Source organism: Marinoscillum sp. (genome assembly GCF_965229915.1).
In the GTDB taxonomy this organism is placed as follows: Bacteria; Bacteroidota; Bacteroidia; order Cytophagales; family Cyclobacteriaceae; genus Marinoscillum.
Genome location: NZ_CBDDJZ010000001.1, coordinates 1,394,963 through 1,420,571, shown reverse-complemented (window position 1 = coordinate 1,420,571; position 25,609 = coordinate 1,394,963). Strand labels below are relative to the sequence as shown.

At 43.3% G+C, this 25,609-nt stretch carries 26 protein-coding genes; 11 read left to right on the top strand and 15 right to left on the bottom strand.

What is annotated here, in order from left to right; all coding sequences use genetic code 11:
• Positions 1-17: 17 nt before the first annotated feature.
• Both ACO067_RS06060 and ACO067_RS06055 read right to left on the bottom strand, forming a co-directional pair.
• Entirely contained in the window at positions 18-464 is a 447-nt protein-coding gene (locus ACO067_RS06060; protein ID WP_421871891.1) for a type I restriction enzyme HsdR N-terminal domain-containing protein, read from the bottom strand.
• A complete protein-coding gene (locus tag ACO067_RS06055; RefSeq protein ID WP_421871888.1) occupies positions 436-1,746 on the bottom strand; it encodes an MFS transporter in 1,311 nt (436 codons plus the stop codon). The genes ACO067_RS06060 and ACO067_RS06055 overlap by 29 nt, the downstream gene beginning before the upstream one ends.
• 135 nt (positions 1,747-1,881) lie before the next feature.
• On the opposite strand from ACO067_RS06055, the gene ACO067_RS06050 reads away from it, so the two are divergent.
• Positions 1,882-3,207: an NAD(P)/FAD-dependent oxidoreductase gene (locus ACO067_RS06050; protein ID WP_421871885.1), complete on the top strand. Its 1,326-nt coding sequence runs from the start codon at positions 1,882-1,884 to the stop codon at positions 3,205-3,207.
• Positions 3,208-3,601: 394 nt separating this feature from the next.
• Here ACO067_RS06050 and ACO067_RS06045 read toward each other — a convergent pair whose 3' ends face one another.
• Positions 3,602-3,844 (bottom strand): hypothetical protein, encoded by a 243-nt coding sequence (locus ACO067_RS06045; RefSeq protein ID WP_421871883.1) that lies wholly within the window; start codon positions 3,842-3,844, stop codon positions 3,602-3,604.
• Positions 3,845-4,027: 183 nt separating this feature from the next.
• Here ACO067_RS06045 and ACO067_RS06040 point away from each other — a divergent pair, with 183 nt between their 5' ends.
• The 4 genes from ACO067_RS06040 to ACO067_RS06025 are packed head-to-tail and all read left to right on the top strand — an operon-like array spanning position 4,028 to position 8,172.
• Positions 4,028-4,786 (top strand): C39 family peptidase, encoded by a 759-nt coding sequence (locus ACO067_RS06040; RefSeq protein WP_421871880.1) that lies wholly within the window; start codon positions 4,028-4,030, stop codon positions 4,784-4,786.
• Complete coding sequence (locus tag ACO067_RS06035; RefSeq protein WP_421871877.1) at positions 4,779-6,227, top strand: RimK family protein; 1,449 nt, start codon at positions 4,779-4,781, stop codon at positions 6,225-6,227. The genes ACO067_RS06040 and ACO067_RS06035 overlap by 8 nt, the downstream gene beginning before the upstream one ends.
• A complete protein-coding gene (locus ACO067_RS06030) occupies positions 6,227-7,456 on the top strand; it encodes a carboxylate-amine ligase (RefSeq protein ID WP_421871874.1) in 1,230 nt (409 codons plus the stop codon). Before ACO067_RS06035 ends, ACO067_RS06030 begins: the two co-directional genes overlap by 1 nt.
• Positions 7,453-8,172 carry an N-formylglutamate amidohydrolase gene (locus ACO067_RS06025; RefSeq protein WP_421871871.1) on the top strand — a complete coding sequence of 240 codons (720 nt, stop codon included), beginning with the start codon at positions 7,453-7,455 and terminating at the stop codon, positions 8,170-8,172. Before ACO067_RS06030 ends, ACO067_RS06025 begins: the two co-directional genes overlap by 4 nt.
• On the opposite strand, the gene ACO067_RS06020 is transcribed toward ACO067_RS06025, so the two are convergent.
• Genes ACO067_RS06020 through ACO067_RS06005 form a run of 4 tightly spaced genes read right to left on the bottom strand, consistent with a single transcriptional unit; the run spans position 8,113 to position 9,843 of the window.
• Positions 8,113-8,601: a hypothetical protein gene (locus ACO067_RS06020; RefSeq protein ID WP_421871868.1), complete on the bottom strand. Its 489-nt coding sequence runs from the start codon at positions 8,599-8,601 to the stop codon at positions 8,113-8,115. The two genes, ACO067_RS06025 and ACO067_RS06020, sit on opposite strands and share 60 nt — an antisense overlap.
• Positions 8,594-8,881 (bottom strand): hypothetical protein, encoded by a 288-nt coding sequence (locus tag ACO067_RS06015; RefSeq protein ID WP_421871864.1) that lies wholly within the window; start codon positions 8,879-8,881, stop codon positions 8,594-8,596. The genes ACO067_RS06020 and ACO067_RS06015 overlap by 8 nt, the downstream gene beginning before the upstream one ends.
• A complete protein-coding gene (locus ACO067_RS06010; protein ID WP_421871861.1) occupies positions 8,871-9,383 on the bottom strand; it encodes an RNA polymerase sigma factor in 513 nt (170 codons plus the stop codon). The genes ACO067_RS06015 and ACO067_RS06010 overlap by 11 nt, the downstream gene beginning before the upstream one ends.
• Before the next feature lie 10 nt (positions 9,384-9,393).
• Positions 9,394-9,843, bottom strand: coding sequence for a Spy/CpxP family protein refolding chaperone (locus tag ACO067_RS06005; protein ID WP_421871858.1), 450 nt, complete (start codon positions 9,841-9,843; stop codon positions 9,394-9,396).
• A gap of 148 nt (positions 9,844-9,991) precedes the next feature.
• Here ACO067_RS06005 and ACO067_RS06000 point away from each other — a divergent pair, with 148 nt between their 5' ends.
• The 4 genes from ACO067_RS06000 to ACO067_RS05985 all read left to right on the top strand — a co-directional run bounded on the left by ACO067_RS06000 (position 9,992) and on the right by ACO067_RS05985 (position 15,151).
• Positions 9,992-10,921 carry a succinylglutamate desuccinylase/aspartoacylase family protein gene (locus ACO067_RS06000; RefSeq protein WP_421871856.1) on the top strand — a complete coding sequence of 310 codons (930 nt, stop codon included), beginning with the start codon at positions 9,992-9,994 and terminating at the stop codon, positions 10,919-10,921.
• A 126-nt stretch (positions 10,922-11,047) separates the two neighbouring features.
• Entirely contained in the window at positions 11,048-12,682 is a 1,635-nt protein-coding gene (gene glgP, locus ACO067_RS05995; protein WP_421871853.1) for an alpha-glucan family phosphorylase, read from the top strand.
• A 63-nt stretch (positions 12,683-12,745) separates the two neighbouring features.
• Positions 12,746-14,611: a PAS domain-containing sensor histidine kinase gene (locus ACO067_RS05990; RefSeq protein ID WP_421871850.1), complete on the top strand. Its 1,866-nt coding sequence runs from the start codon at positions 12,746-12,748 to the stop codon at positions 14,609-14,611.
• Between the two features lie 108 nt (positions 14,612-14,719).
• Positions 14,720-15,151 carry a hypothetical protein gene (locus ACO067_RS05985; RefSeq protein WP_421871847.1) on the top strand — a complete coding sequence of 144 codons (432 nt, stop codon included), beginning with the start codon at positions 14,720-14,722 and terminating at the stop codon, positions 15,149-15,151.
• Here ACO067_RS05985 and ACO067_RS05980 read toward each other — a convergent pair.
• Entirely contained in the window at positions 15,148-15,978 is an 831-nt protein-coding gene (locus ACO067_RS05980; RefSeq protein ID WP_421871844.1) for an alpha/beta hydrolase, read from the bottom strand. The two genes, ACO067_RS05985 and ACO067_RS05980, sit on opposite strands and share 4 nt — an antisense overlap.
• A gap of 52 nt (positions 15,979-16,030) precedes the next feature.
• Between ACO067_RS05980 and ACO067_RS05975 the strand changes: the two genes are divergently transcribed.
• The gene (locus tag ACO067_RS05975) at positions 16,031-18,307 is read left to right on the top strand and encodes a patatin-like phospholipase family protein (RefSeq protein WP_421871841.1); all 2,277 of its coding nucleotides are present in this window, start codon (positions 16,031-16,033) and stop codon (positions 18,305-18,307) included.
• A 160-nt stretch (positions 18,308-18,467) separates the two neighbouring features.
• Here the strand turns inward: ACO067_RS05975 and ACO067_RS05970 are convergent, their stop codons facing one another.
• From ACO067_RS05970 to ACO067_RS05945, 6 genes are all read right to left on the bottom strand, one after another.
• Positions 18,468-19,169 carry an SIMPL domain-containing protein gene (locus ACO067_RS05970; protein ID WP_421871838.1) on the bottom strand — a complete coding sequence of 234 codons (702 nt, stop codon included), beginning with the start codon at positions 19,167-19,169 and terminating at the stop codon, positions 18,468-18,470.
• Positions 19,170-19,251: 82 nt separating this feature from the next.
• Positions 19,252-19,623: a hypothetical protein gene (locus tag ACO067_RS05965; RefSeq protein ID WP_421871835.1), complete on the bottom strand. Its 372-nt coding sequence runs from the start codon at positions 19,621-19,623 to the stop codon at positions 19,252-19,254.
• 105 nt (positions 19,624-19,728) lie between these two features.
• Positions 19,729-21,234, bottom strand: coding sequence for a TolB family protein (locus tag ACO067_RS05960; protein WP_421871831.1), 1,506 nt, complete (start codon positions 21,232-21,234; stop codon positions 19,729-19,731).
• Between the two features lie 101 nt (positions 21,235-21,335).
• Positions 21,336-21,875 (bottom strand): hypothetical protein, encoded by a 540-nt coding sequence (locus ACO067_RS05955; RefSeq protein WP_421871828.1) that lies wholly within the window; start codon positions 21,873-21,875, stop codon positions 21,336-21,338.
• Positions 21,865-22,404: an RNA polymerase sigma factor gene (locus tag ACO067_RS05950; RefSeq protein WP_421871825.1), complete on the bottom strand. Its 540-nt coding sequence runs from the start codon at positions 22,402-22,404 to the stop codon at positions 21,865-21,867. Before ACO067_RS05950 ends, ACO067_RS05955 begins: the two co-directional genes overlap by 11 nt.
• Positions 22,405-22,448: 44 nt before the next feature.
• Positions 22,449-24,395 (bottom strand): formylglycine-generating enzyme family protein, encoded by a 1,947-nt coding sequence (locus tag ACO067_RS05945; RefSeq protein ID WP_421871823.1) that lies wholly within the window; start codon positions 24,393-24,395, stop codon positions 22,449-22,451.
• Between the two features lie 197 nt (positions 24,396-24,592).
• Between ACO067_RS05945 and ACO067_RS05940 the strand changes: the two genes are divergently transcribed.
• Positions 24,593-25,132: an outer membrane beta-barrel protein gene (locus ACO067_RS05940; protein WP_421871820.1), complete on the top strand. Its 540-nt coding sequence runs from the start codon at positions 24,593-24,595 to the stop codon at positions 25,130-25,132.
• Between the two features lie 38 nt (positions 25,133-25,170).
• Here ACO067_RS05940 and ACO067_RS05935 read toward each other — a convergent pair whose 3' ends face one another.
• Positions 25,171-25,578 carry a hypothetical protein gene (locus ACO067_RS05935; protein ID WP_421871817.1) on the bottom strand — a complete coding sequence of 136 codons (408 nt, stop codon included), beginning with the start codon at positions 25,576-25,578 and terminating at the stop codon, positions 25,171-25,173.
• Between the last annotated feature and the right edge of the window lie 31 nt (positions 25,579-25,609).

Here is a 25,609-nt window from a genome sequence, read left to right as displayed (position 1 = left end):
ACTGGCAGACGCTTTTTTTATCCTCCGAATTTTGGAAACTCCTTCTGCTGAGTGTATTGATCCTTCAGTTCATCAAATGACCAGATGAAATGCTGTAGGCCATTGGTGAGGGCAACATTGTTGGCTTTTAATTCTTTGTTGTAAATACTGACCTGATTGAGGGCTTTTTGATCCAGTTTCACGTCTGGAGCTTTACACTCAACGAGTAAAAACAACTTTCCCTCCGATGTTCTCAGGGTAATGTCGCTTCTCTTGGCTGATTTGAAATAGGATAACCCGGATTCTACTTTCATTAAGGATTTTGGGTAGCCGAGATGGTTGATCATCAGGTGGATGAAGTGTTGGCGCACCCATTCTTCGGGTGTCAATACCACATACTTCTTTCGAATGATATCAAAGACAAACTGATTGCCTTCCTCATTCTTGAGTTTCAGATCACATGTCGGAAGTTTGAGCGGCTGCATTGTTTGTTTTTGGCATTTTCACAAAGATCAGGAAGAGTAATCCAATCACAAAATAGGAAGCCAAAGCGAGTGTACTATTCCGCATACTACCTGTGAGTTGTTCGATTGCTCCGTAGCTAAATGTTCCGAGAACGACAGACAAGTGAAAGAGCACATCGAAGAATGAAAAGTAAGAAGCATGATTCACAGCATCTTCTGGGATGAGTTTAGAAAAGGTAGCTCTGGAGAGTGCCTGGATGCCACCCATTACCAGACCCACCAATACGGCCACAATGTAAAACTCATTCACCGTGGTGATGGTGTAGGCAAAAAAGCAGATTCCTATCCATATCCCGATCATCGCTCCGAGAGAGAAGATATTGCCTTTTCGTTCAGAGATTCTGGCAAAAAAAATAGCTCCGCCAATGGCTACAAACTGAATAATGAGGATGACCGGTATTAGCTGTGAAGAGCCAAGTTTTAATTCTTTGGTTCCGAATAATGTAGCTAGTAGCATGATTGTCTGTACGCCCATGTTGAAAAAGAAAAAAGCAATCAGGTATCTCTTAATATTCGGTAAGTTTTTAAGTTCTAAGAAAACTTTTCTTAGTTCTCTATAACCGTTGACCAGTACTCTGCCAGTTGGTTTGCGATTAAAAACATTGGAAGGAAGATTCTTAAAAGGAATCTGAGCAAAACCAATCCACCAAACTCCGACAATGAGAAACACTGTTCGGGTGGCCAGGCCTTTATCTGGAAACCCAAGAGAATCATAAAAGCTGATCAGTACCAAACTGATGATCAGAAGAAGCGCACTGCCGGCATAACCAAACGAATAACCACGACCGCTGATTCGGTCGGTCATGTGTGCCGGAGCGATTTCTGGCAAGTATGCATCGTAAAAGACTAAACCAGAACTATATCCTAAACTCGCCAATACCACACAGATAATTCCCCATTCCAGTGAGTTGGATGTAAAAAAGAACATGCCCATACACGCCAAAGAGCCCAGGGTGGTGAAAATTCTGAGATACTTTTTCTTTTCACCGGTATAGTCAGCTATTCCAGATAAGAGTGGCAGCATCATGGCGGAAAGTAGGTAGGAGATGGACAATGCATAGCTATAGAGCACCGAGTTGACCATTTCGAATCCAAAGAAAGAAACCTTGTCTCCATTACTCTCACTGGCAGTTACTGCCGTATAGTAGATGGGGAAAATAGAGGTGTTGATCACCAGGTTGTAAACCGAGTTGGCCCAGTCGTACATGCACCAGGAATTAATGACTTTTTTGTTGGCTTCCATTGGCTAAAAATAAATAGTTAAAAACCTCATTTTCCTGCGTCCGTCCGGGAGGCAAATTCGTTGTACTAAGGAGGCTTAAAAAGGACAAGGTTAACAAGATTTAGTCTTATCTGTTGATAAAATAAAAAGGAAAACGTGGAAGCAACTATAGAAGCACCTGTACGGAAAGTTGATAAAATCAATGAACGCATACCAGATACCGATATGCCACGTATTGTCATCATAGGTGGTGGCTTTGCAGGAATCGAGCTGGTGCGAAAGTTGAATAAGGAACGGGTTCAGATTGTGATGATCGATCGCAGAAATCACCACACGTTCATCCCGCTGCTTTATCAGGTGGCAACTGCCGGGCTAAGTCCTGGAGATATATCCAGTCCGTTGCGTGAGTTTTTACAAGATAGCAAGCACTTTCACTTTCGCATGGCACGGGTAAAGCAAATCCATGCGGATGATAAGAAAGTCGAGACCAATTTGGGGTTCCTGAAATACGATACACTGGTGATTGCTTCCGGCGCTACTACCAATTTCTTCGGTAATAAGGAAATTGAAAAAAAGGCCATGAAGCTCCGGGTGATGAGTGATGCCATCGAGCTCCGAACTAAACTCATAGAGAATTTTGAAGAGGCTCTCCAGCTCTATGATGATGAACAGGAGGAACTCGAGAAGCACATGAACATTGTCATCGTGGGAGCGGGTCCAACTGGGGTGGAATTGGCGGGTGCCATTGGAGAGCTCAGAAGTCATGTGCTACCCAAGGACTATCCTGAGTTGGACTTTTCTAAAATGAATATACATCTGGTGGAAGGTCTGGATAGGGTACTTCCACCTATGTCTGACAAGGCTGGAAAGAAAGCTGCCAACTACCTCAAGCAATTTGGAGTTAATGTGGAGCTTGGCAAATTGGTGGAGAAATACGAAGATGGCGTGGCTTACCTCAACGATGGTTCGACCATTAAAACCCGCTGCCTTATTTGGGCTGCCGGTGTGAAAGGAAATGTCATCGATGGACTGAGAGATGGAGCGGTAGAGAAGGGCCGCATACTGGTGGATGAATACAATCGTGTCAAAAACCACCAATATGTATACGCCATAGGTGATGTGTGCCTACAAACAGATAAAAATTATCCTAAAGGATTGCCACAACTAGCACCTGTAGCGATCCAGCAGGCACAAAACCTGGGTGAGAACATCATACGAATCCATCAGAACAAGGAGCTGAAGCCGTTCAAATACCTGGACAAAGGTACCATGGCTACTGTCGGTAGAAACAAGGCAGTGGTGGACGCACCGGGCATTACACTGGGAGGATTTTTCGGCTGGTTCATCTGGATGTTCGTGCACTTGTTTTCCATTATAGGTATTCGCCGAAAGCTGCTGGTCTTTTCCAACTGGGTATGGAACTATCTGACTTACAACAGAGGAAACCGTCTGATTATTAATAAGGATTTGGATGATCTGTAGTTGTGTCGGATTAGTTCACAGACTACAGCTATCGCGAGCATTATGCTCGTGGTAAATATGCTGAAATGTTAAGAGCCAAAAGCTTGCACCATCGGAGGGGTTTTAAACTTCTAAAGAGTCCGGGTCTTGATAAGAATTCCAGAATCGAATTAAGTAAATGTCAGAATCTTTAAGCAGGTAATAGAGTGTTATTTGTTTTCTAATGACTGCTCTTCTGATCGATTTGTAATCGCTTTGCGGGAAAAGTCCGGATTGATTTTTAGTATCTCTAAAATAGCGTCTACTTCATTAATAAAATTAATGGCTGATTTTTCGGTCCACTTTTCCAGCAAGTATTCGATATTTTCTAGATAATCGTGTTTGGCTTCTTCTGATCAGATGATTTGCATGAAGCTTATTTGAAGAGATGCGGATACTTTTCTTTTGTAGATTTCATCACAGAATCATGGTCATGAACGTTACCTTCTTCAATTGACTTCAAGCCTTGATCAACAGCTGCTTTTTCTTCTAATGTAAGATTGAGGGATAACCCAGCTTCATTAGATTGCTGTAGAGCTTTGAACTGTTTGATGATTCGATCATCATCCACTTTGGCTAACCATTCTATCAAACTAAGTTTTTCGGCTTGTATATCCATATCAGTAAAGATAATCAATGATCACTTTAATTTAATGCAATTGATATACTCACGAGTTTCAATTACTTATTCTGCTTCAGTTAGGATTCAATATAGATAAATAGTCAAAGTTGATAAACCTCAAAAATATATTTCCTCTAACTGCTCTCTTTTTACATCTAAAACCAACTAATTACGTAAACTTTGTATCGCGATTTCGCTGACGTATTTACGTTGATTAAAAACACCGATTTGGATGCCAAAACGCTCCGTTTAGACATCCACGCACAGCCCAACGACGAAACATGTGGGCCCACCTGTTTGCAGGCGGTTTACCAGTATTATGACGACTTTATGCCGCTGGAGCAGACTATTGCCGAAGTGAAAACCCTCAAAGGCGGTGGCACACTGGCAGTAATGCTGGGAAACCATGCTTTGGCTCGTGGATACGAGGCAACTATCTATACCTACAATCTTCAGATGTTTGATCCTACCTGGTTTCATGGGGAGGTGGATCTGGTGGCCAAACTGACCGAACAGAAGCAGTTCAAGACGGCTAAAAAGTTTCAGGTAGCTGCTAATTCATATCTTAAGTTTTTATCACTCGGTGGTCAAATCAAGTTTGAGGAGCTGAATACCAAGCTGATCAAGCGCCTGTTGAATGAACATACACCAATATTAACTGGTCTCAGTGCTACGTATCTTTACAACTGCGCTCGGGAGATTGGTGAGACCAACACCTATCACGATGTGCAGGGTGAGCCAACTGGCCACTTTGTGGTGATTCATGGGTATGACGTAGCCTCCAAAGTGGCTCATATTGCCGATCCACTGGAGAAAAACCCCATCAGTGACAAGCAGCACTACCGAGTGTCACTTCAGCGATTAATTAATTCAATTCTATTGGGAATCGTCACGTACGATGCTAACTTATTAGTACTAGCACCCAAAAATCATGGCTAACAAACTCATTGTATTGGAAGGTGAAGGTCAGTGGACTGACCTGCCAGCGGATGTGGAAGTTATTTCTCCATCTACTTATTTTTCGGATGAGACTTTTCAGAAGTCCAGAAAGTATAAACTGGTCAATCTTTGCAAAAGCTATTCGTACCAAAGCATCGGCTACTATGTTTCCTTATTGGCTGAAGCCCGTGGACACAAAGTGATGCCTCAGATTTCGACCCTGCAGGATTTCAAATTTCCGACTTTGGTCAAAGAAGAAGCTGAGGACTTTGAAGACCTTATCCAGCAGGCATTGAAAAAGCAGAGTGATGAAAAGATTGAAATCATTGTTTGTCTGGGTAATGTAGAGGATGTAAAACTCGCGAGAGTTGGTTCGCTGTTGTTCAACCTGTTTCAGGTGCCAATACTCAAAGCAACTTTTCAGAAAAAGGATAAGTGGCAGCTAGTACAGCTAAAACCACTCAATCTAAAGGAACTACCAGACGGCCTTCATTCATTGATGAACGCTTCACTGGATGAATACCTGCAGGGAAAAAACCGTCTCAACAAGAGCTACAGCCGTAAAAAGTTTGATCTGGCCATTTTAGTCAATCCAGAGGAAGCCACACCGCCATCCAATAAGAAGGCTATCCAAAACTTCGTAAAGGCAGGTGAGAAGGTAGGTTTCAACGTGGATGTGATCACCAAAAATGATTTTGCCAAGCTCATCCAGTATGATGCCTTATTCATTCGGGAAACCACCAACGTGAATCATCACACCTTCAAGTTTGCCAAGAAAGCCGCATCCGAGGGATTAATTGTCATGGATGATCCAGAGTCGATTCTCAGGTGTACAAACAAGGTTTATCTGAGTGAATTGCTGAGCGCACATAAGATTCCTACACCGAAGTATTACATCATTAAAAAAGACAAATTAAGCCAGCTCAATACTTCCGGGTTTGAATACCCGATTATTCTGAAGCAGCCTGATGGCTCGTTTTCCAAAGGAGTGAAGAAGGCTAAGAATGAGCTAGAACTAATGAAGGTGTTGAAAGATTTCTTTCAGACCTCTGAGCTGGTGATTGCTCAGGAGTTCATCCCGACTGATTTTGACTGGCGTGTAGGTGTGCTAAACAAAAAGCCGCTTTATGTCTGTAGGTATTACATGGCCAAAGATCACTGGCAGATCGTCAACTGGAAGGGAGCAGACTCACCAGAAGAAGGTGACGCGGACACAATATCTATTGAAGATGCTCCTAAAGCCCTACTGGACCTGGCCGTGAAAGCTACCTCACTGATCGGGAATGGACTATATGGTGTGGATATCAAACAGCGAGGTAAGAAGTTTTACATTATTGAAATAAATGACAACCCCAACCTGGATGAAGGTGTAGAAGATAAATTACTAAAGCAACAACTTTACACCTCTATCATGCAGGAATTTATGAATCGATTACTGTGATGAGTAAGCGCTTACACTTATTCGAAGGCTACGGTGTAGAACTCGAATACATGATTGTGGATCGGGATACTTTAGCTATTAAATCCATCGCTGAACTGCCGCTGACCAATGCCAATGGAGAAATAGAAGGTGAGATGGACAAAGGACTCACGGCTTGGAGTAATGAGCTGGTCAGTCACGTATTGGAACTGAAGTCCAATGGACCTACGGGAGATTTGGTGGCTTTGAGGGATAAATTCAATGCCGATATAGCAGAAGTCAATGAAATCTTAGCTAATCAGAATGCTATGCTTCTATCTTCTGCGGCGCATCCATGGATGAACCCAGCTAAGGAAACAAAGTTGTGGCAACATGAAAGTCAGGAAATCTATCATACTTATGACCGGATTTTTGGCTGCAAAGGTCACGGTTGGTCCAATCTTCAGAGCACTCATATCAATTTACCGTTTTATGACGATGAGGAGTTTTCTAAGCTCCATACAGCCATTCGGTTTATGATGCCCATGATCCCTGCCTTGACAGCTTCTAGCCCTGTGCTGGATGGGAAGTTTACCGGGTACTACGATAAGCGACTGTACTATTATGAGAAAAATCAGTCCAAGATACCTGTCTTAACTGGCAAGGTGGTGCCGGAAAGACTTTTCACCAAACATGCCTATCAAAAGCATGTCTATGATAAGATATCGGCAGCTATAAAGCCATTCGATACGGATAACATTCTAAAACCAGTTTGGCTCAATTCGCGTGGAGCTATGGCCCGTTTTGACCGAGGGGCGATCGAAATTCGCATCATTGACATACAGGAATGCCCCAGCGCTGATCTGGCTATTGTGGCATTGATTACCGAGCTGGTCAAGGTGCTGGTTAAGGAAAAATGGGTGTCATTTCAAGTGCAGCAGTCTTTTGAAACGGAAGAGCTGCATCAATTGCTGAAAGGCACCGTCAAGCAAGCCGGAAAATATGTTATCTCAGATCCGACTTACTTAAGCGCATGGGGTTTAACAGCTCCAGTTACTGGCCAGGAGTTTTGGCAGATGGTTTTGGAAAAGCTAGGCGACAATCAAGCCCTTGTTTCTTGGAAGCCTATCTTGCATCAATTGATTTCTGCTGGCACATTGGCCGAGCGGATTTATACAGCTCTCAACGAGGATTACAGTCGAGAGAAGTTGCACGCTGTGTATGCAGCAATCGCTGACTCATTAAAGAGCGATGAGCTCTTCAGGCGTTGAAATCAACTGTTTTCCTGATTACTTGCGAGCATGCAGGGAATCAGGTCCCTCATATTTATCAGGCGTATTTCGAAGGAGTAGAGGAGGTACTTTTTTCGCATCAGGGATGGGACCCTGGTGCATTGGGGTTAGCTCAGGAGATTAGTGCTATTTTGAATGCTGAATTAATTACTTACGAATACACTCGCCTGTTGATCGAAGTAAATCGGTCACTGCATCATGAACAGCTCTTTTCTGCTTATACACGCTCCATGAGCGAGGAGGTGAAGACATACTTGATCAACACTTATTACAAACCCTATCGTGATGGAGTGGAAGACAAAATACGCCAGTTGATTGCAGCGGGGAGCCGCGTTGTTCACTTGTCCATCCATTCGTTTACTCAGATCTATTTCGGGGAACATCGCGAGGTAGAAGTGGGATTGTTATTTGATCCGGAGCGCTTACCAGAGTATCAATTTTGTCGTGCCTGGCTTGATTTGCTAAGGGCGGAAAGTAGTGCGGTTGTTCGGTTCAACGAACCTTACTTGGGTGTGGATGATGGATTCACGACACACCTGCGCAGGCAGTTTACAGAAGACTATGTGGGAGTGGAGCTAGAGGTTAGCCAACAGCGCATTGACCAGGGGCAGCTTCGGATGAACATTTGCCAGACCCTATTGGCCTTGTCTGCCCATTCTGCCTGGTCGGTTGCGGATCAAGGCTCCCTGCATTGATTTTAAAAATTTTTCGCGCTGGTCTGGTGTAGCTATTTCAGCAAGCCTTTTGGTTAGTTGCTGAGTTTCCAGTTCTATTTCTTGCTGGATGGCAAAGAGCTCGGAGTTTCGCGTGGCCAGATCGGTGGTGTCTCCCAGGACTATCGATTGGTTGATATCGTGTTTGACCTGACGCATTTGCATACTGAGAGAGTCCATGGTTCGTCTGTGCGCCTCAAATATGCTTCGAAACTGATCTCTTTGTTCCCGATCCATCGCCAGGTCACGGATAAGTGAGCGTCCGGTGATTTCTGGTCTGCGCATCTGGTCATGAATTGGAGGAGAAACCGCCATGCGGGAGTGTCCGCGCCATACCACTACCATCAGCGCAATATTGATAACGATTAAGACCAGCACTGCGGCGATTAGCCATTTTTGACTACTATTCATTTTCCGATAAGTTTAGGATAGATATGGTGCTTTCAGTGAAATAGGCTTCATCCAGATAGCTACTTTGATCCGTAGCAGATGAGAACTGCATGACAGTGAAGACATTTGCCAGGCTGAAAATAATAAGAGCTGCCACAGCGAGTCTTATATACCACTGAGCTTTTTTGCTTTGATTGATTTTGGCCATTGCTCGTTCTTCAAAACCCAAAGGAGCATTAACTGGCGAAAAGTCATCCAATGCTTGCAATGTTTTGTGGATTTGTTCTTCCTTATTTTTCATAGTACGCTTCTAAGTGTTTTCTTAAATTTTGCTTTGCGCGATGCATCAATGACTCCACGGAAGATACACTTTTCTCCATGATTGCCGCGATTTCCTCCTGAGATAGCTGCTCTATTTTGTGCAAGGTAAAAGCCACGCGTTGTGGCTCAGGCAATAGCTCTATTGCCCGTAAGAGCAATCTTCCCAGTTCTTTGTTTTCCAGACTCAACCCCGGATGCTCAAAATCAGGGATGTTCATCATCTGATCGCGAATGGAGGTGGTTTCCGCCTGTCTTTTGAGAGCATTTTTGGAGCGAATGAACTGCAAGCATTTGTTGATTGTAATCTTGTAGATCCAGGTGCTCAGGGAGGAATCACCTCGAAATTGATCTATCTTCTGGTAAACTTCCAGAAAGACTTCTTGTCCAATGTCTTCTGCGTCCTGATAGTTTTTGACCATGCCAAGAGCGGTGTTGAAGACCTTGTTTTTGAATTCCGAGATGATTTCCTGAATGCTATTCAAAGACGTTCGATTATTTTCCTCGACCTCCTGGACGCCCCATGCCCTGTCCCATACCTCGATGATTTTGACGCATTTGATCGAAAATCACCTTTTGGTTGTCATCCAATACATTTCTTACGGCTATTCGGTGCTTGATGCGGGCATCTAGAAGTTTGTTTTCCAAGTTACCGATTTCGGTAATCAGTTTATCTACTGACTTTTCACCTTTTATGGCAGCTTCTAACTCTGCTCTTTTGATATCCAGTTGACTCTTGGTATCAGCTGTTACCTTTAAATGGGCAATGCGTAAATCTTCCATCTGTTGCTGCTGTGCATCCGATAAGTTCAGACGAGTAGCCATCATTTCACGCATATTCTCCTGCTGTGGTCTATCCGGACGATTGGCTCTTGGTCCGCGCTGTTGGCCAAATGCGATAGTTCCTATGAGTACCATCGCCATGATTAATGTGATCTTTTTCATTGTCTTAAATTTTGGTTTCTACTCTTTTAGATGCAGACTATGGAAAGATCCTGCGGCGTACAATGAAATATTTTTTAATCACAGCTAATTTTTTTCTCTAAATGCTATTTAATGCTGAAATTCACTCGTTCTGAGAAAATCAAAAACCATGAAAATAGCCGGTGAAGAAATAAAAAAGGGAGATACCAAAAAAATTGATGTGAACATCGCAAGACTTCCGTCAGGTACTTCGATTGATATTCCCGTGATTGTTTATCGCAGCAAGGCGTCAGGACCCACGTTGCTTCTACTGGCAGGCATGCATGGCGATGAGATCAACGGAGTAGAGATTATGCGCCGGATTATACGCGAGAAACTCTACAAGGTAGAGATTGGTTCAGTGATTTGCATTCCCATTATGAACATCTACGGATTCATTAATTTCTCCAGGGATGTGCCTGATGGCAAGGACATCAATCGATCTTTTCCAGGAGCTAAAACGGGTTCATTGGCTAGCCAGGTAGCATACTTCCTCATGCAGGAAATTATCCCGCACATTGATTATGGGATCGATTTTCATACTGGTGGTGCCCGCATCAATAACTCACCACAGATCCGGGTAAAAACTGACGATCCAGAAAACCTGGAGCTTGCTCAAGCTTTTGGGACCAAATTCATCCTTAACTCTCCTTTCAGAGATAGATCACTTCGAAAGGAAGCGTTCAAGCTAGACAAGCGAATACTGGTTTATGAAGGAGGGGAGTCCCTAAGACTTAGGAAGAATGCCATAGATGAAGGAATAGAAGGAATGCTCCGAGTAATGAAGCACCTGAAGATGCGGTCAGAAGCTCCAAAAAGAGAAAGAGAGCCAATAGTAATCATGAAGTCTTCATGGGTGCGGGCAAAATCAGCCGGATTGCACTTTGGGTATCATCGAAATGGAAGTGCTATTAGTCATAAAGAAGTACTCGGAAAAGTATGCGATCCCTATGGCACGTATGAAGTACAGATCAAGTCACCGCTAGAGGGCCACATCATCGCCATCAATAACAACCCAGTAGTCAACCGAGGAGATGCGTTGTTTCATGTGGGGAGTTGAGTTGTAGAAGTTTTTTCTAACTGAAAACGTTTTCAATTCCTGATGAGCGGAAATTCTTCCAGGGTCATGCTAAATGTTTGATTTTAAGCACTATTTTCGATGCTTTCCATCAATAGATTTAAAGAAATGACTCAGTATTCTAGTTGGTATCATCCCTACACCACTGATAAAAAATATAGTAAAAAAGTCGCCTATTTCAGTATGGAATTTGCGATTGATCAAGCCCTAAAAACCTACTCCGGAGGACTTGGCTTTTTGGCGGGTTCGCACATGCGCAGTGCCTATGAATTGAAGCAAAACATGATCGGTATTGGCATGCTATGGAAGTATGGCTACTACGATCAGGGAAGACATGAAGACGGCACGCTCGCTCCTCATTTTGTGCAAAAGCGCTATTCATTTTTGGAGGATACAGGGATCCAGGTTTCTGTGCGAGTAGTGGACAATCCCAACGTACAGGTACGTGCTTACTGCCTGAAACCAGAGATTTTTGGTACGGTACCCATGTATTTTCTATCCACAGATTTGCCGGAAAACGATCACCTCTCTCAGACAATCACCGATCGCTTATACGATGCAAACGAGCTGACGCGTATCAGTCAGAGTATCGTACTTGGTGTAGGTGGCGCAAAAGTGGTGGAAGCTCTAGGTGGTGCGGATGTGTATCACCTCAATGAAGGCCATGGCTTGCCGGCTTTTTACTACCTCAAAGACAAAGGACTGAAAAAGGAGAACTTTGTATTTACCACACATACTCCAGAAAAGGCCGGAAACGAAGAACGGGCTGGTGATCTACTCAATCGTATGGGTTTCTTCACACGAAATCTATCTGAAAAGGAGGTTAAAGCTGAAACAGACAATGGCATGCTCAGTTATACCGTTGCAGCTCTTCGGCACGCAAAGAAATCCAACGCGGTGTCTAAGATCCACGCTAAGGTGTCTAAAGATATGTGGAAAGGCTACAAAGGGATTAGTGATATCATTCCAATCACCAATGCTCAAAATCAGTCCTATTGGCAAGATAAGGCGCTGCTGACGGCTATGGAAAAAGGAAATAAAAAAGCCTTTGCCAAGCGCAAGGCAGAGCTTAAGTCTGATCTATTCAAAGTGGTTGCTGATCAGACCGGTAAGATCTTCGATCCACAGGTGCTTACTGTTGTTTGGGCACGAAGGTTTGCTGGCTACAAGCGTGCTGATTTACTACTCAGTGATGTGGAACGGTTCGAAAAGCTGCTAGAAGACAGCAAGCAACCAGTGCAGGTGATCTGGGCCGGAAAACCATATCCTCGTGACTTTGAGGCAATAGATGTATTTAACAGACTGCATCGTTTTAGCCTCAATCACAAAAATGTGGCTGTGCTCACAGGGTATGAATTAGAGCTGTCCAGATTGCTCAAGCTAGGTTCTGATATTTGGCTGAACAACCCACGAATCACCCGCGAAGCATCAGGTACTAGTGGTATGACTGCTGCTATGAATGGATCGGTAAACCTTTCTACTTATGATGGCTGGATACCGGAGTTTGCCAAGGATGGAAAGAACTGCTATGTGATCCCACCAGCCGATACCTCGTTACCTTTAGAACTGCATGATAAGGCCGACTATGAAAGCTTATATGCTATTCTTGAGAAAAAAGTAGTGCCTACCTACTATCAGAAAGCGGACAAGTGGTTGGATTTGGTGTTTAAAAGCATGAAAGATGTCTTGCCAGAATTTGGTAGTCACCGAATGGCCCATCAGTACTACTCTGAGCTGTATTAATGCTGATTGGCTCCGTTTTATTTTAGGTATTTCTAAATTCTGGCTATTTTCAGCCCAGATTTTATGAATGCCAAAAGACAAATAACTAGGGTAGCTTGGTTGATGGGTGGCAAACTCACCATACTACTCTTGTTATTTTTTCTAGTGCTTGTAGGGATGGATTCTGGTTGGTTTGGTGTAGAGGACAGCCGGGTGCTTTTTTGGCTCAAGATAGTCCTGGGAGGTCTCTTCTTTTTGTCGATTCCATTTACATTTTTTGCTGCAGGATACCTTACTCGCCTGCTTAGGCAGCATGATAGAAACACCGAAGATGTAGAACAAAAGCTTGGGGACTATTCGGCGAGGTTGAATTCTTTCATTGAGCATCCCGGATACGTAAGTATTTACTCCATCGATACTGATTATCGCTATACAGGCTTCAATTCATTGCACAAGCAAGAGATGAAGGAAGTGTTTGACGCAGATGTGCAAGTAGGAGTGAATATACTGGAAGTATTGCCCAAAGACTGGGCAGAACGGGCGGTTAAGAATTATGACAAGGCGCTGCAGGGCGAGCATTTTCAAGTCACCAGCCTTTTAAAGGATAAGTATTTTTCCCAGGTATTCAATCCTGTTCGGGATCCCAATAATCAGGTAATAGGTCTTACCAGCAGTATTTTTGATGTGACAGAACGTGTGCGTGCTGAGCAAGAGCTGGAGAGCTACAAAGACCAGCTGGAGGAGTTGGTCAAGGACCGAACCAGTCAACTGGAGCGACAGACGTTGTTTTTTCAGGAAATCATCGACAGTCTGCCAAACCTCATCTTTGTTAGAGATAAGAAGAGCCGATATGTCCTGGTCAACAAAGCAATGGCCGATACTTTTGGTAAGAGTACTGGCGAGGTAGTAGGTAAGTCGGTGCTGGAGACCCACTATGACAAGAAAGAAGCGATTCGTTTTGAGGAAGAGGATCGAGAAGTCATCAAATACGATGAAGTCATCGAGCAAGAGTCCTTTCACAAAAACAAGGATGGCTCTGGGAGGTGGCTGTTTCTCAGCAAGCGGAAAATGAAGGTTTTTGATGATGAATATGTTCTGGGCTTTCATTTTGACATCAACCATTTGAAGGAGACAGAACTCAAGTTGCTGGAAGCCAACCAGGAACTGAAAAATGCGCTAAACCGTCTTAAATCAGCCCAAATGCGATTGGTAGAGTCGGAAAAGATGGCTTCACTAGGTCAACTCACCGCGGGCTTAGCACATGAGATCAACAATCCGATCAACTATGTGGCTGGTAATGTAAGTCCGATACGTCGGGATATAGAGGAACTCCGCAACTATCTGAAGGAGCTTAAGAAGGAACAAAACGAGGAGAATGAGCACGCCGCAAACATCAATGTTATTTTTGACGAGCTGGAATCACTGCTGGATGGCGTTGACGAGGGCACTGCTCGGGTAAAAAACCTTATGAGCGACCTTAATGCATTTTCACTTCCTGACGCTTCCAAGAAACAACCTTGTGACCTCAACGACTCTTTAAGGACTACTATCAACTTGATACGGCATCATTTGAAAAATCGAATTGAATTGAAAGTAGATCTGGGAGAAATACCGGAGATTAATTGCAACTCTCAACAACTCAGCCAGGTATTTTTGAATATGCTCAATAATGCCGTGCAGGCGATAGATGGAAATGGAACTATAAAAATAACCTCTCGGCTGAAGAAAGACCATGTAGTCATTGCTTTCAAAGACACCGGAAGTGGTATTTCCAAAAAACACCTCTCCAAGATTTTTGACCCGTTTTTTACTACCAAAGATGTGGGTGAAGGAACTGGCTTGGGTTTGGCTATTTCTTACCGAATAGTGGAAGAGCACAAAGGCCACATCAAGGTGACGAGTAAAGAAGGTGAGGGTACCAAGTTTTCCATTAGTCTACCAATTTCATAGTTTCATCGGATCGTGTCTCTTTCACTTTGCGAATGCTCCTGTTCACCCTTCTTGGTTATAGGTATGCATGCATACTATCTATATTTGTGATCAGCTAATGTCTAATTCATGGAAATAAATTTAACATCTAGCCTGTCAGAATGGTACGTGGGTAACATTGTTTACAATGGATCCAAAAGTATAATTAATACTGAGGTAGCCATCAGCGCACTGAATAACATTCTGATCAAGGTTCATTTCAAGTTGGGAGAGAGACAGTACTCGTTTAGAGCGGTACTATCAGAGCAGGAGGAAGGAATTCTGATGTTGATTCAAGACAGAACGATCAAAGGATACATGCTCCAGGGTGTGAGCGGATTCTTGCACAGCAAACCCAATGTGCATGGTGGATATATCACCAGACTCAATGCACTCTATTTTCACATCAAGCTGTCGCACTATGACGGTGTAGATGAGGAGATCTATTTTTTAGGTAAGAACAGAGAGGAGTATGAACGCATGAAGAAAATACGCTCCCAGTCCCTCTTGGAGTCTGTTTAGTTATTCATCATCCAATTTTTCAAACTTTCGATGACCTGATGTTTTTCCAGGTCATTGTGCGGCTCATGATATATGTGCTCCAGCTCCACGAATGTTGCTGATTCAACCTGATCGGCAAAATCCCTGGTAGCAGTCCAGTCTATGATTTTATCTGCATTGCCATGGTATATAAGTCCTGGTAGGGTAATGGACTCGTCATTGGATAGCGCATATTCTGCAGCTTCTGTGATTACTTTATAGAGCATTGCGGACATCTGGCTATGTACCAAAGGATCGGCTACATACTTCTGTACCTCAGCAGGGTCTTTGCTTATGTGATTGACATCCAATCCGCTCGGTTGTGTGACAGAGGGCCATACAGAACTCATAATCTGCCCGAGTTTTAGTTTCCAGGCCGGTGGGTCAGTGGCTAGTCTGAGCCATGGGGACGATAAGATGAAACCTGAGAGCTCGTTGGTATTCATTCGAATGAGGTAGTTGGCTACCAGATTTCCACCCATGCTATGACCAAAAAGATACATTGGGAGCTCGGTGTAAGTGGCCCGTGCAGTTTTGAGTAGCTCTTCAATGTCACTCATTAGGTGTTCATAGCTTTTTGCATGACCTTTTTTGCCTTGAGAAAGTCCATGTCCTCTCAGGTCCATTCCGAAAACAGTGATGCCAGCCTCATTTAGTACTTTAGCCACATGCTCATAGCGCCCGCTGTGCTCACCATGGCCGTGCACTATGCAGCAGATTTTATTCGGAGATTGGCAGTCCCAGTGTCTGTAGTAAATTCTCAAACCATCCTGGCTCAAAAAGTATTGGGTTTCCTCAGTGAAGCTCATCTTATAATCCCGAATTTTTATAACTTATCTCCGGCTATGACCGCCATACCGAATGCGTAAAATTATCGATTCAATTATTTATTCCTTCTCCATTCAACTGGTTTTTCATCATGTAAGGAGAAACCTTCCCCTAGTTCTTTTATGGATTCTTTTGATCGCAACCATCAGCGGGGGAATCGGGAAAATATACGGAGTTCACTACCTGTACCTGGATCCTGAGTATGTCAATAAGGTCAATTTTTGGAGTTTTCTCATAGTAGGGTTGGCTTTTGGTAATTTCACCATGGCTTATCACATCACATGCTACATACTGGACAGCCATCGATTCACTTTTGTTGGTGTGCTTGAGCGGCCATTTGCTAAATTTTCCCTCAACAATAGTCTGCTGCCGGTTATAGCGCTTATCGTCTATGTAATTCTGATCATTCGGTTTCAGTTTTACAATGAGTTTTCTACCGGTTGGAATGTGTTTATCAATATACTGGGTTTGCTTATAGGCATTAGCATGATGCTGGCATTGTTCTTTTTGTACTTCAAGTTTACCAATAAGGACATCTTTAAATACCTGGCGGGATCAGTAGATAAACGATTGAGGAAATCAAAGCTCAGTAGAGAGCGAATGATGAACAAGCTCAATGAAACCCGTCAAAAAAGATATGAGGTACATTCCTATTTAGATCTAAAATTCAGGGTACGATCGTGCAAAAATCTACAGGACTTCTATGATAAACAGGCAGTGCTGAAGGTCTTTGATCAGAATCATTTCAACTCGGTCATTATCGAGCTGGCAATTATCCTGTTGATTCTGTTTCTGGGTACGTTCATGGATAATCCCTATTTCCAGATTCCAGCAGCAGCCAGCTCACTACTGATGTTTTCCATCCTGGTAATGCTCGTTGGAGCATTCTCTTACTGGCTCAGGGGATGGGGAGTGGCCTTTGTTTTTGGACTATTTCTAATGGTCAATCTTTTGGTAAAATGGGGAGTGATTGAGGGTGAATTTCATGCCCGGGGCTTGAGGTATAATGCTGATAAGTCTAGCTATACACTGGACAAACTGACCTCACTAAACAGCCCAGAGCAATATACTGCAGACAGCCTGGAGATGATAAAAACGCTCAACCTGTGGAAGGTGAAACAGGCGGATTCGTTACCCAAGGCTGTCTTTCTGTGCGTGAGTGGTGGTGGTCAGCGGGCTGCATTGTGGACAGTAAATGCTTTGCAGCAAGCGGATGATAGAGTCTCTGGTAAACTCATGGATCAGGTGATCTTGATATCTGGTGCATCAGGTGGCATGATAGGCGCTGCATATTACCGAGAGCTGTTTTACAGACAGCAGCAGCAGTTACCGATACCTGGCCAAAAAGAACAGCTTACTAATATTGGTCGGGATAATCTGAATGCGGTGATTTTTTCCTTGCTCGTCAACGACGCGTTCTTCCGGATCAGGTCATATGAGTATGCTGGTAAGCGCTACCTGAAAGATAGAGGCTATGTTTTTGAGCAGAACCTCAATAAAAATCTGGGTGGTGTACTAGATAAGCAGTTAAAAGATTATTACAAGCCTGAGAAACAGGCTGAAATTCCTATCATGCTCATGTCTCCTGTTATCTCCAACGATGGCCGTAGTTTGTACATATCACCTCTGTCGATGAGTTTTATGGGGATCAAGGAGCGAAAAGATAAGTATGGAGAGGGTAAGATCCGGGGAGTTGGTTTCAAGCAGTTGTTTGATGATCAGGGTGCAGATGACCTGAGTTTTCTTACGGCACTTCGTATGTCGGCATCTTTTCCATACATCACACCTACGGTGAATCTACCCAGCGAGCCCTCAATCGAAATCATGGACGCCGGCATAGCTGATAACTTTGGTATTGGTGATGCGGTCCGGTTCATTCATGTGTTTCGCAATTGGTTTAGTGAGAATACGTCAGGGGTCACTTTTTTGATCATTCGTGATACGCGAAAAAATGCACCAATAGAGCCTAAGTCTGGATCTTCACTTTTGCAAAAGCTGACTTACCCCATAGCTAGTGTGTATAACAATCTGGGAAATATCCAGGATATCAATAACGACATGCAGCTGGATGGTCTGGCAGACTGGCTGGATGTGCCGCTAGAAACTGTGGAATTGGAGTACAATACCTACACCAATATAGATGAGAGTTACTTGCTATCAGCTAAGGAAGTGGAACGCAAGCAGTTGGAGCGTGCTTCACTCAGTTGGCATCTTACCACCAAAGAAAAGCAGAACATTATCAATAACATTCGCCTGGAGAACAATACCCGTGCACTGGATAAATTGGATGAGAATCTAAATGATCAGTAGAAATACGGAGTAAAAGATGAGTTGAATTACAGAGATTGATTATGGCAGGAACCCACTAATATTGCTATAAGTGATTAAGACTTGGTCTTGATTAAAGGTTCATAAGTTTAAACGATTATACGGAGGAGGGTTTGTTGGCGCAACCCTCCTTTTTTTATGTTTATTGCTCGATGGTATAGACAATGAAGACTGTCTCATTGTACCTCAAGTCAGCCGCCTCGAAATTACTCATCTCCACATTTGCTGCCTTCAGAAAGGTATCAGAAGCCACCACCTCATACATAGGTTGAGGGCCATTATTGGCTCTACCATATTCTATGGATTTGATGCCCGTAATATTGTATGCTGATGCTGAGGCAATGATTTCGGCTTTAGTCTTAGCATCTTTCACAGCCAGTTTGATCAATTCATTTTTCACCTCTTCCTTTTTGGTCACATCCAACCCAAAAGACAAGTTGATCGACGGTTTTGCTGAACTCTTTGTAACTGTATTGAGAACATCCAGAAGTTTTTTCTTGTCCTGAGGGAAAGTCACCATTAGCTGCTGAGTGGCTACAAAGCCACTGTCTTTCCACATGTTTTTGACATAAACCCGTCCCTGATTTACGTTAAAGTTAGAAGTGATGATATCGCTATCCTTGAAACCGAGTTTTTTCAAGTCTTTGCTAAGTTGCTCCACTCGGTTGATCATGGATTCGACAGCTCCTGGATAGGTAGCGTCTTTGGATTCAATGTTTAAGTTGACGGTGGTTTGTGTAGGTTTTACCGCCAGCGAAGCGTTTCCTTGTACACTGAGAGTGCTTTGAGCTGTTGCTGCAAATGCCAGTAAACAGCATACGGAAATGGATAGGATCTTTCTCATAATAGATGATTTAACATTTAGCACCAATAGTAACAATGAAGGTGCCAAAATGCTATGAGAAAGTCAAAAAAACTAAATCATGTTATTCGGCTATTGGCTCTGGAGCTTTGTCCTGCTTTAATTGCCAATTGAGAAAGTAGCTTACTTCGCTGTGAGGGTCGATATTGGTGAGCATTTCAGAGAAATCTCCCTCTGAGTCGTCCACTTTGAGGTGAAAGGTGCCCAGGTGATCATTCTTGCTGGTGAGGTCATATTCCCAAAGCTCCAGTTTCAACCACCCCTTACCATTTAGTTTCAGTTTGATGTTGATAGGCAGGTTTTCATCAGTATCTATCTTTTGATACTTCTGATCTCTTGGCCAGATTTTCTTACCCTTAAAAACTAAGTAGATTTCATCTTTATCTGTTTCCTGAGGTAACTCACATATAATGGATGAAATGGTTACGGTGGGCATAGGTCTTCTACGGTTTGTTAAAATGTGGTGAATTGTGAATTGAAAAATCTACATATTATTTCATTTTACAAAATTAGTTTTCGACGAATTGGGTGCTACCTTCTATTATTCCATGATCGTGTTGCTCACAAATGCGATTTTACTACCATCAGGTGACCATGATGGTACATTCATCGTACCCTGACCACCATATACATATCCGATGACCTTAATGTGGCCTCCTGCTACAGGCATGGAGCGGATATACACCTGCTCATAAAACGGATGTTGGTCTGACTGGACGGATTCTGGAAAGGAGATAAAGACGATGGTTTTACCATCTGGTGATAGGTGAGGAAACCAATCATTGAAGGAGTCGAAGGTGAGTTGGGTAGGAGCGCCTCCATTGGCCTCCATACGCCACAGTTGCATGGTTCCAGTTCGGTCCGAATTGAAATAAATATAGTTTCCATCGGGGCTGTACTCAGGGCCATCGTCCAGGGTATTTTCATCAGTTAGTTGGGTTTCTTTTCCTCCGGATTTGGAGATTGTGTAGATGTTGTAGCTATTCTCTCTGCCACCGGTGTAGACCAGCTGCTGACCGTCAGGAGACCATCCATGAAAATAAGATGGTCCATTAGGTGTGACTCGTATGGGATCACCGCCAGTGGCGGGGAGGTAATAGATGATGGACTGCCCATCATCTGAGTCACTGTGGTGGCTGATGCCTATGGTCTTTCCATCAAATGTCAGCACATGGTCGTTGTTGTTTCGATTAGCAAATCCTGTATTGATCAGTGTAGTGGACTGTGTAGCAATGTCAAAACCGTATAAGGATCCTTCTTGATTGTAAATCAATTTTTCTCCATCAACAGTCCAGTTGGGAGCTTGAAAGCTTCCTTTGTACTGCCAGACAATTTTTCTGGCTCCTGTTTTTATGTCCATAATTTCCAGATTACTACCCAGGTAATCCCTGTACTGTATCAGGTCATCAGGCGCTGGTTTTATGATTCTTACATTGCTGAAGGTGGCTTTTTCTGATACTTCAGCATTGTGCGAGCAAATGAAAATACCGACGAATACTCTGTCTGGCAAACTCACACCTTCAAGCACAACCGAGGTAAATGGCTGGCCGTATTTCGCAGTGGACATGATGTAAGTATTCCCTTTTCGCTCTAGCTGTACGATATCCGGCAGGCTATCCGTAGAGGTTATCTGCTCTGTGATGCCTCCAGTGTTTTGGCGGTATTGGAGGGATGTGAGACCGTCTCCATGAATTTCGGCACTCACGTGTTGTCCATTTGCTTCTAAAGTGGGACGTACACTCCATCCAATTTTTCTATGTGGATCCACGCCATCTCCTATGAAGGATACTCTTGCTCTAAGGATGAAGTCCCCCTCCACTGATTTGTGGGCATAGTGAAATTCATCGCGATCAGCCCACATATTTGCACCAGATCCTGATAAGGAATAGACCTGTGAAGACGCATCGTAAATTGTTTGGCCAGCCTTAGATGGATGACCTACATCTATAGTGGAGTTGAAAACCCCAGTACGGAGCAGTTGGCTTTGCGCATAGAATAGCGCGGAGCAGCAAACAATGGTTAACAGTGCTTTGAAAGGATTCATCATTTGGAGTTTTTAGGATTCAAGTGAAATTACTCACTTATGAGATGATCCCTTTATTTTATGCTCCAATTAGGTATCAATTATGGACATATCATGCCCACGGGTCAATCGTCACTACCCACTAACTCCCACAGCTCCTGCTGATCTGCCATGGTGCGGCTGCCATTGACTGGCTTGGGTTGTTCGGGTTTTTCACTGGCCATCAGTACTGGTACTTTCACACGCACGACTCGTTCTATGAATACGGTATCTGCTGGTTTTTCTACTATTAGGGTGTCTGTTTTACCGGGTAGTTCCACCACGATCGGGTCTTTGACCATTACTTCTTTTGGAGGAATGAAAATCCAAAATATAAGAGCGGCAAGAAGTATCAATGAGAGGTTCAAATAGGCAGGCGTTTGATAGCTTATGGCCAAATCAAACCAGCTTTGATGTCTTCTCTTGAAGTTGGTCATTAGCTTAGCTTTGACCTGTTTGGATGGGTGATATGCTGAAGAGCTAACAGCTCCAACTAGACCTTTAAAATGCTCAAAACTCTCTTTACTACCCATGTGCTGTTGGATAAGTTTGAGTTCTTCTTCATTTAGTTCTTCGTATGCTTTTGTTCTGATAAGATGGTCTATGTATTCCAGGTTATTTTCCATGACTTACTGGTTTTATCTCGTCTTTGATTGAATTGGCCAGGTGTTTTCTCAAAGCAAACAGCCTGGACTTTACTGTTCCTTCCGGTATTTCGAATATGTTGGCTAACTCCTGAATGCCTATTTCCTGCTGATATCGAAGCAGAAATAGTGACCTGTCGTCTTCTGATAATAGCTTTAAAGCTGAAGTAATGAGGTTCATCTGGAGTTCTTCGTCGAGTTTGGAATCCATCGTGGTGATTTGCAGGCCCTGGCTCTTCAAATGCTCCAGATAGACCGTTTCGAACTGTCGCTTTCGGTAGGTGTTTTTGCACATGTTGGATGCGATTTGAAACAACCAGGCTTTCACCAGATTCCCCTCTTTGAAAAGGTCTGGTCGATCCACGATTTTGGTAAACAAATCATGGACATGATCCTCAGCTAGTTCTGAATCTGACCAGAGCATTTTGTAGAAGAATGCATTGAGGCGAGGTGCGAATCGGTCATACAAATGACTAAATGCCCGATGATCCCCACTTTGAGTGAGGATCATCAGCTGTTCATCTGTCTTTTTTGTATATGAAGTGAATAGGCCCACTATTCTTCAATTACTTCCATGAAGACCCGAAACCCAACTTTCGGATCGGAGGTGTCATACTGATTGATGCTGGTTATCGTTGATTCTTCTGGAATATGTCCCCAGCTGCCTCCCATGGCTTTGCCGGGCTGGTCGATCATTTCCGCCACATTTCCGATTACATCGTATAGTCCCATGTCATTGGAAAAGTAAGTGCCTACCGGCGATGTGATGGTGAATCCATCTCCACTTATACCTGCCTTGCATGAGACTGTATCGGGTACTTTCACATTGGCAAGGTAGCAACCAAACTGATTGGTGATGGCACTACGAGACTTATACCAATCGGAATGATACCAGGGATAGTCTACATGTTCATAGTCACCGATGCGAAACTCTTCAAAATATCTTGGCTTTTTATCGCCATCAGGTCGTGCTTTCACGATATTGTCTTCAAATACCCAGGATTGAAAATCTACATAGCCAAGAGCTGCCATGATCCATTCCTGTTTGGAAGGTAGTCTAAACTTGACTTTCTTGAATTTTCGGCCATCCTGTATGTTGTATTGCGCTGTTAACCATTCGCAGTAGAGCTGAGCCGCCTCATAAGTCATATCCATGGATGGATAATTCGAAAAGTCTTCGCGAGTGCCTTTGTTGAAAGTGTAGTGGTATGCCTTCCCAAAGACCTGGTTGACCACATCATACTTTGAAAAATCAAAATTGGCTTGTTGGTACAGGTCCTTATATCCTTCATCCAGCAAGTAGGTTAGGAAAAACTCATACTCTTCATTGGTCACCTCGTAGGATCCAGCATAGATGTTGTCTTTCACCTTGGTCAGTCGCTTCTCTAGTTTCTTGACTTTTATGTCAGTTGGTTTAAAGTTTCGCGGACTACTGTTCTTGGAGAGCAACATATTTACTCGTGCGGCAATCTGAGACCGTTCGGCAATTTGCTTGATTTGAGTTTCCCAGTAAGCAGATTGTTCTGTGTTCCCAGACTCATCATAATACTGTTTCAAAATGAAAAATGGGACGATGTAGTTGGTCTCAAATGTTCTGCCGGTTGCATTTTTTGGTTCGCCATTAAAGTCCACAGTGAGATAGTCCAGTAGAAACTTATCCTCAATGTTTTTTTGTACGGTCTGGTAATTATCAAACGGTTCTTTGCTCAGTAAAGAGGCCAATCCCACCACATAGAGCTGGTCCTGGAGTTCTTTGATTCGCTCCTTTGGCAAGGTTAAGGCAAAGAAGAACTGTTTGTCCTGGTTCTCAAGTGGTAAGCGTCCGATATCACCATTAGAGAGGTGGAGATCATTGCTCGTAAGAACCGTTTCAAGGTAGGAGGTATTAAGCAATAGATCTCTGTTGAGCACCTTCACATCAGTCCGGACATTCATGACCTCTTGTAGTATCCAAATTGGCACTGTGGTATTCTCACCCTCGGTCAGGAGATATCCATTATCTCCTACTGACATGAGCACATTGTAGCAATAATTTAGCAGACTGGGGTAAATCAGGTTTTGCCGATGAAGTTTCGAAAGGAGATCTCTTTTGTCTTTAGACGTAACTTCTGCCAGCATGATTTTCTCCACGAGCCATTCGTCTTTGGAGGAGTTGATCAGTGCTTTTTCAAGGTTAGCTACACCTGCATCATTCCATCCTTCATACTTGGCTTTCACCCAATATAACTCACTAGAGCCAGGAAAGAGCGTTTCTATTTTTTGGACTAATTCGTCTATTTGAGTTTTTGATACATCAGCATACCTAGCTGCTTTGAAGCATTGGACCCATCCGTCCTTGTCAGTGGAGTTATCTTCCAGATAAGAAGTCCAGGATCTGTACTTTTCCAGGTACCAGCTACTTACTTTGACTTCTTTAAGCTTGGAAGGGATCTCTTCCGGCCTCTTCATGGCAGAGGAGATGAATGAGGAGAGGGTGAATAATATGATTAGAGAAAATTTCATGACTTAGTTTTTTAAATGGTTTAGGTGATTCCGGAAGTCACTAAGTAGTACACTTCAAATAGGCAGCGGTTCATTCAATTCTGAAAAAAAATTCTCTTATTGAAAGTCAAGGACATCCTATACTCTTAAAAATGTCATTAAATCCCACTTGGAATGGTTCTGGCACATCCTGCGTCGAATCAAAACCAATAGTAGAGATGAAAAAACTTATCATAGTAACGACAATCATTGTACTAACTTTTACAACAATCGCATCCAATGCTCAAGAAGGGAAAATCAACTTTGGGCTGAATGCAGCTACGGCTAGTCCACTAGGGGATAATAATGATATCCTCAAAGCTGGCTGGGGAGTAGATGGATCATTAGATTACTATTTCGGCGAGCACTTTGATTTGGGGATAGAGTCTGGTTTTAGGTCTTTTCAGTATGAGGAAGAGGCATTTGAAAATGAGAAGTTCACGGTAGTGCCTGTTTTGCTGACCATGGGACTCCACAATGACCTGGGGGATATCGTAGACCTGTATGGAGAACTTGGAGGTGGTCCGTATATTTTTTCGTCAAGCGCTTCGGACACTACTGATAGCTACGGTGGTATCTCGCCTCGGATAGGTATTGCTGTGGAGTTATCAGATAACTGGTTTTTAGATACTGGGGTGGATTACACACATGTCTTCTCCGAAGGTACTGACCTGAACTGGGTTGGAGTAAAATTTGGTCTTCTCTATACCATCAATTAATAAAAGAAGCCTCTGCAGTAATTTGCAGAGGCTTTTTCTTATTCGATTGTCACCACTAGAGAGACTTGGTTGACCAGGCCATCTCTATTGGAAACAGTGAAAACGAATTCATGGGTATCTCCACTATCACCTTCCACTGTAGTGGTGTAGTCATACTCATAGTTGTCTTCATCACTGCCGCTTAGGCTTTCCGTGAGCACCGTACCGGGAGTGTCTCCATTTACCGCTTCAGAAATATTGAACTGCTTCAAGACATCCTTATCTTCTGTTTTTTTGGCAGTGATCCCGATGGTGATCTCACTGCCAGATGATAAGGTAACGTCATCGCTGGTGTAACCTGCCGCTGTTTTGAAACTGATGGCTGGCAATAAACCCTCATCTTCCTCACAGGAGAGTAGTGCCATCGAGATACATAACATGAATAGTATTTTGGATAAAATTTTCATAAGTAGTTTTTTGTTGAATCTGAACTAAAAA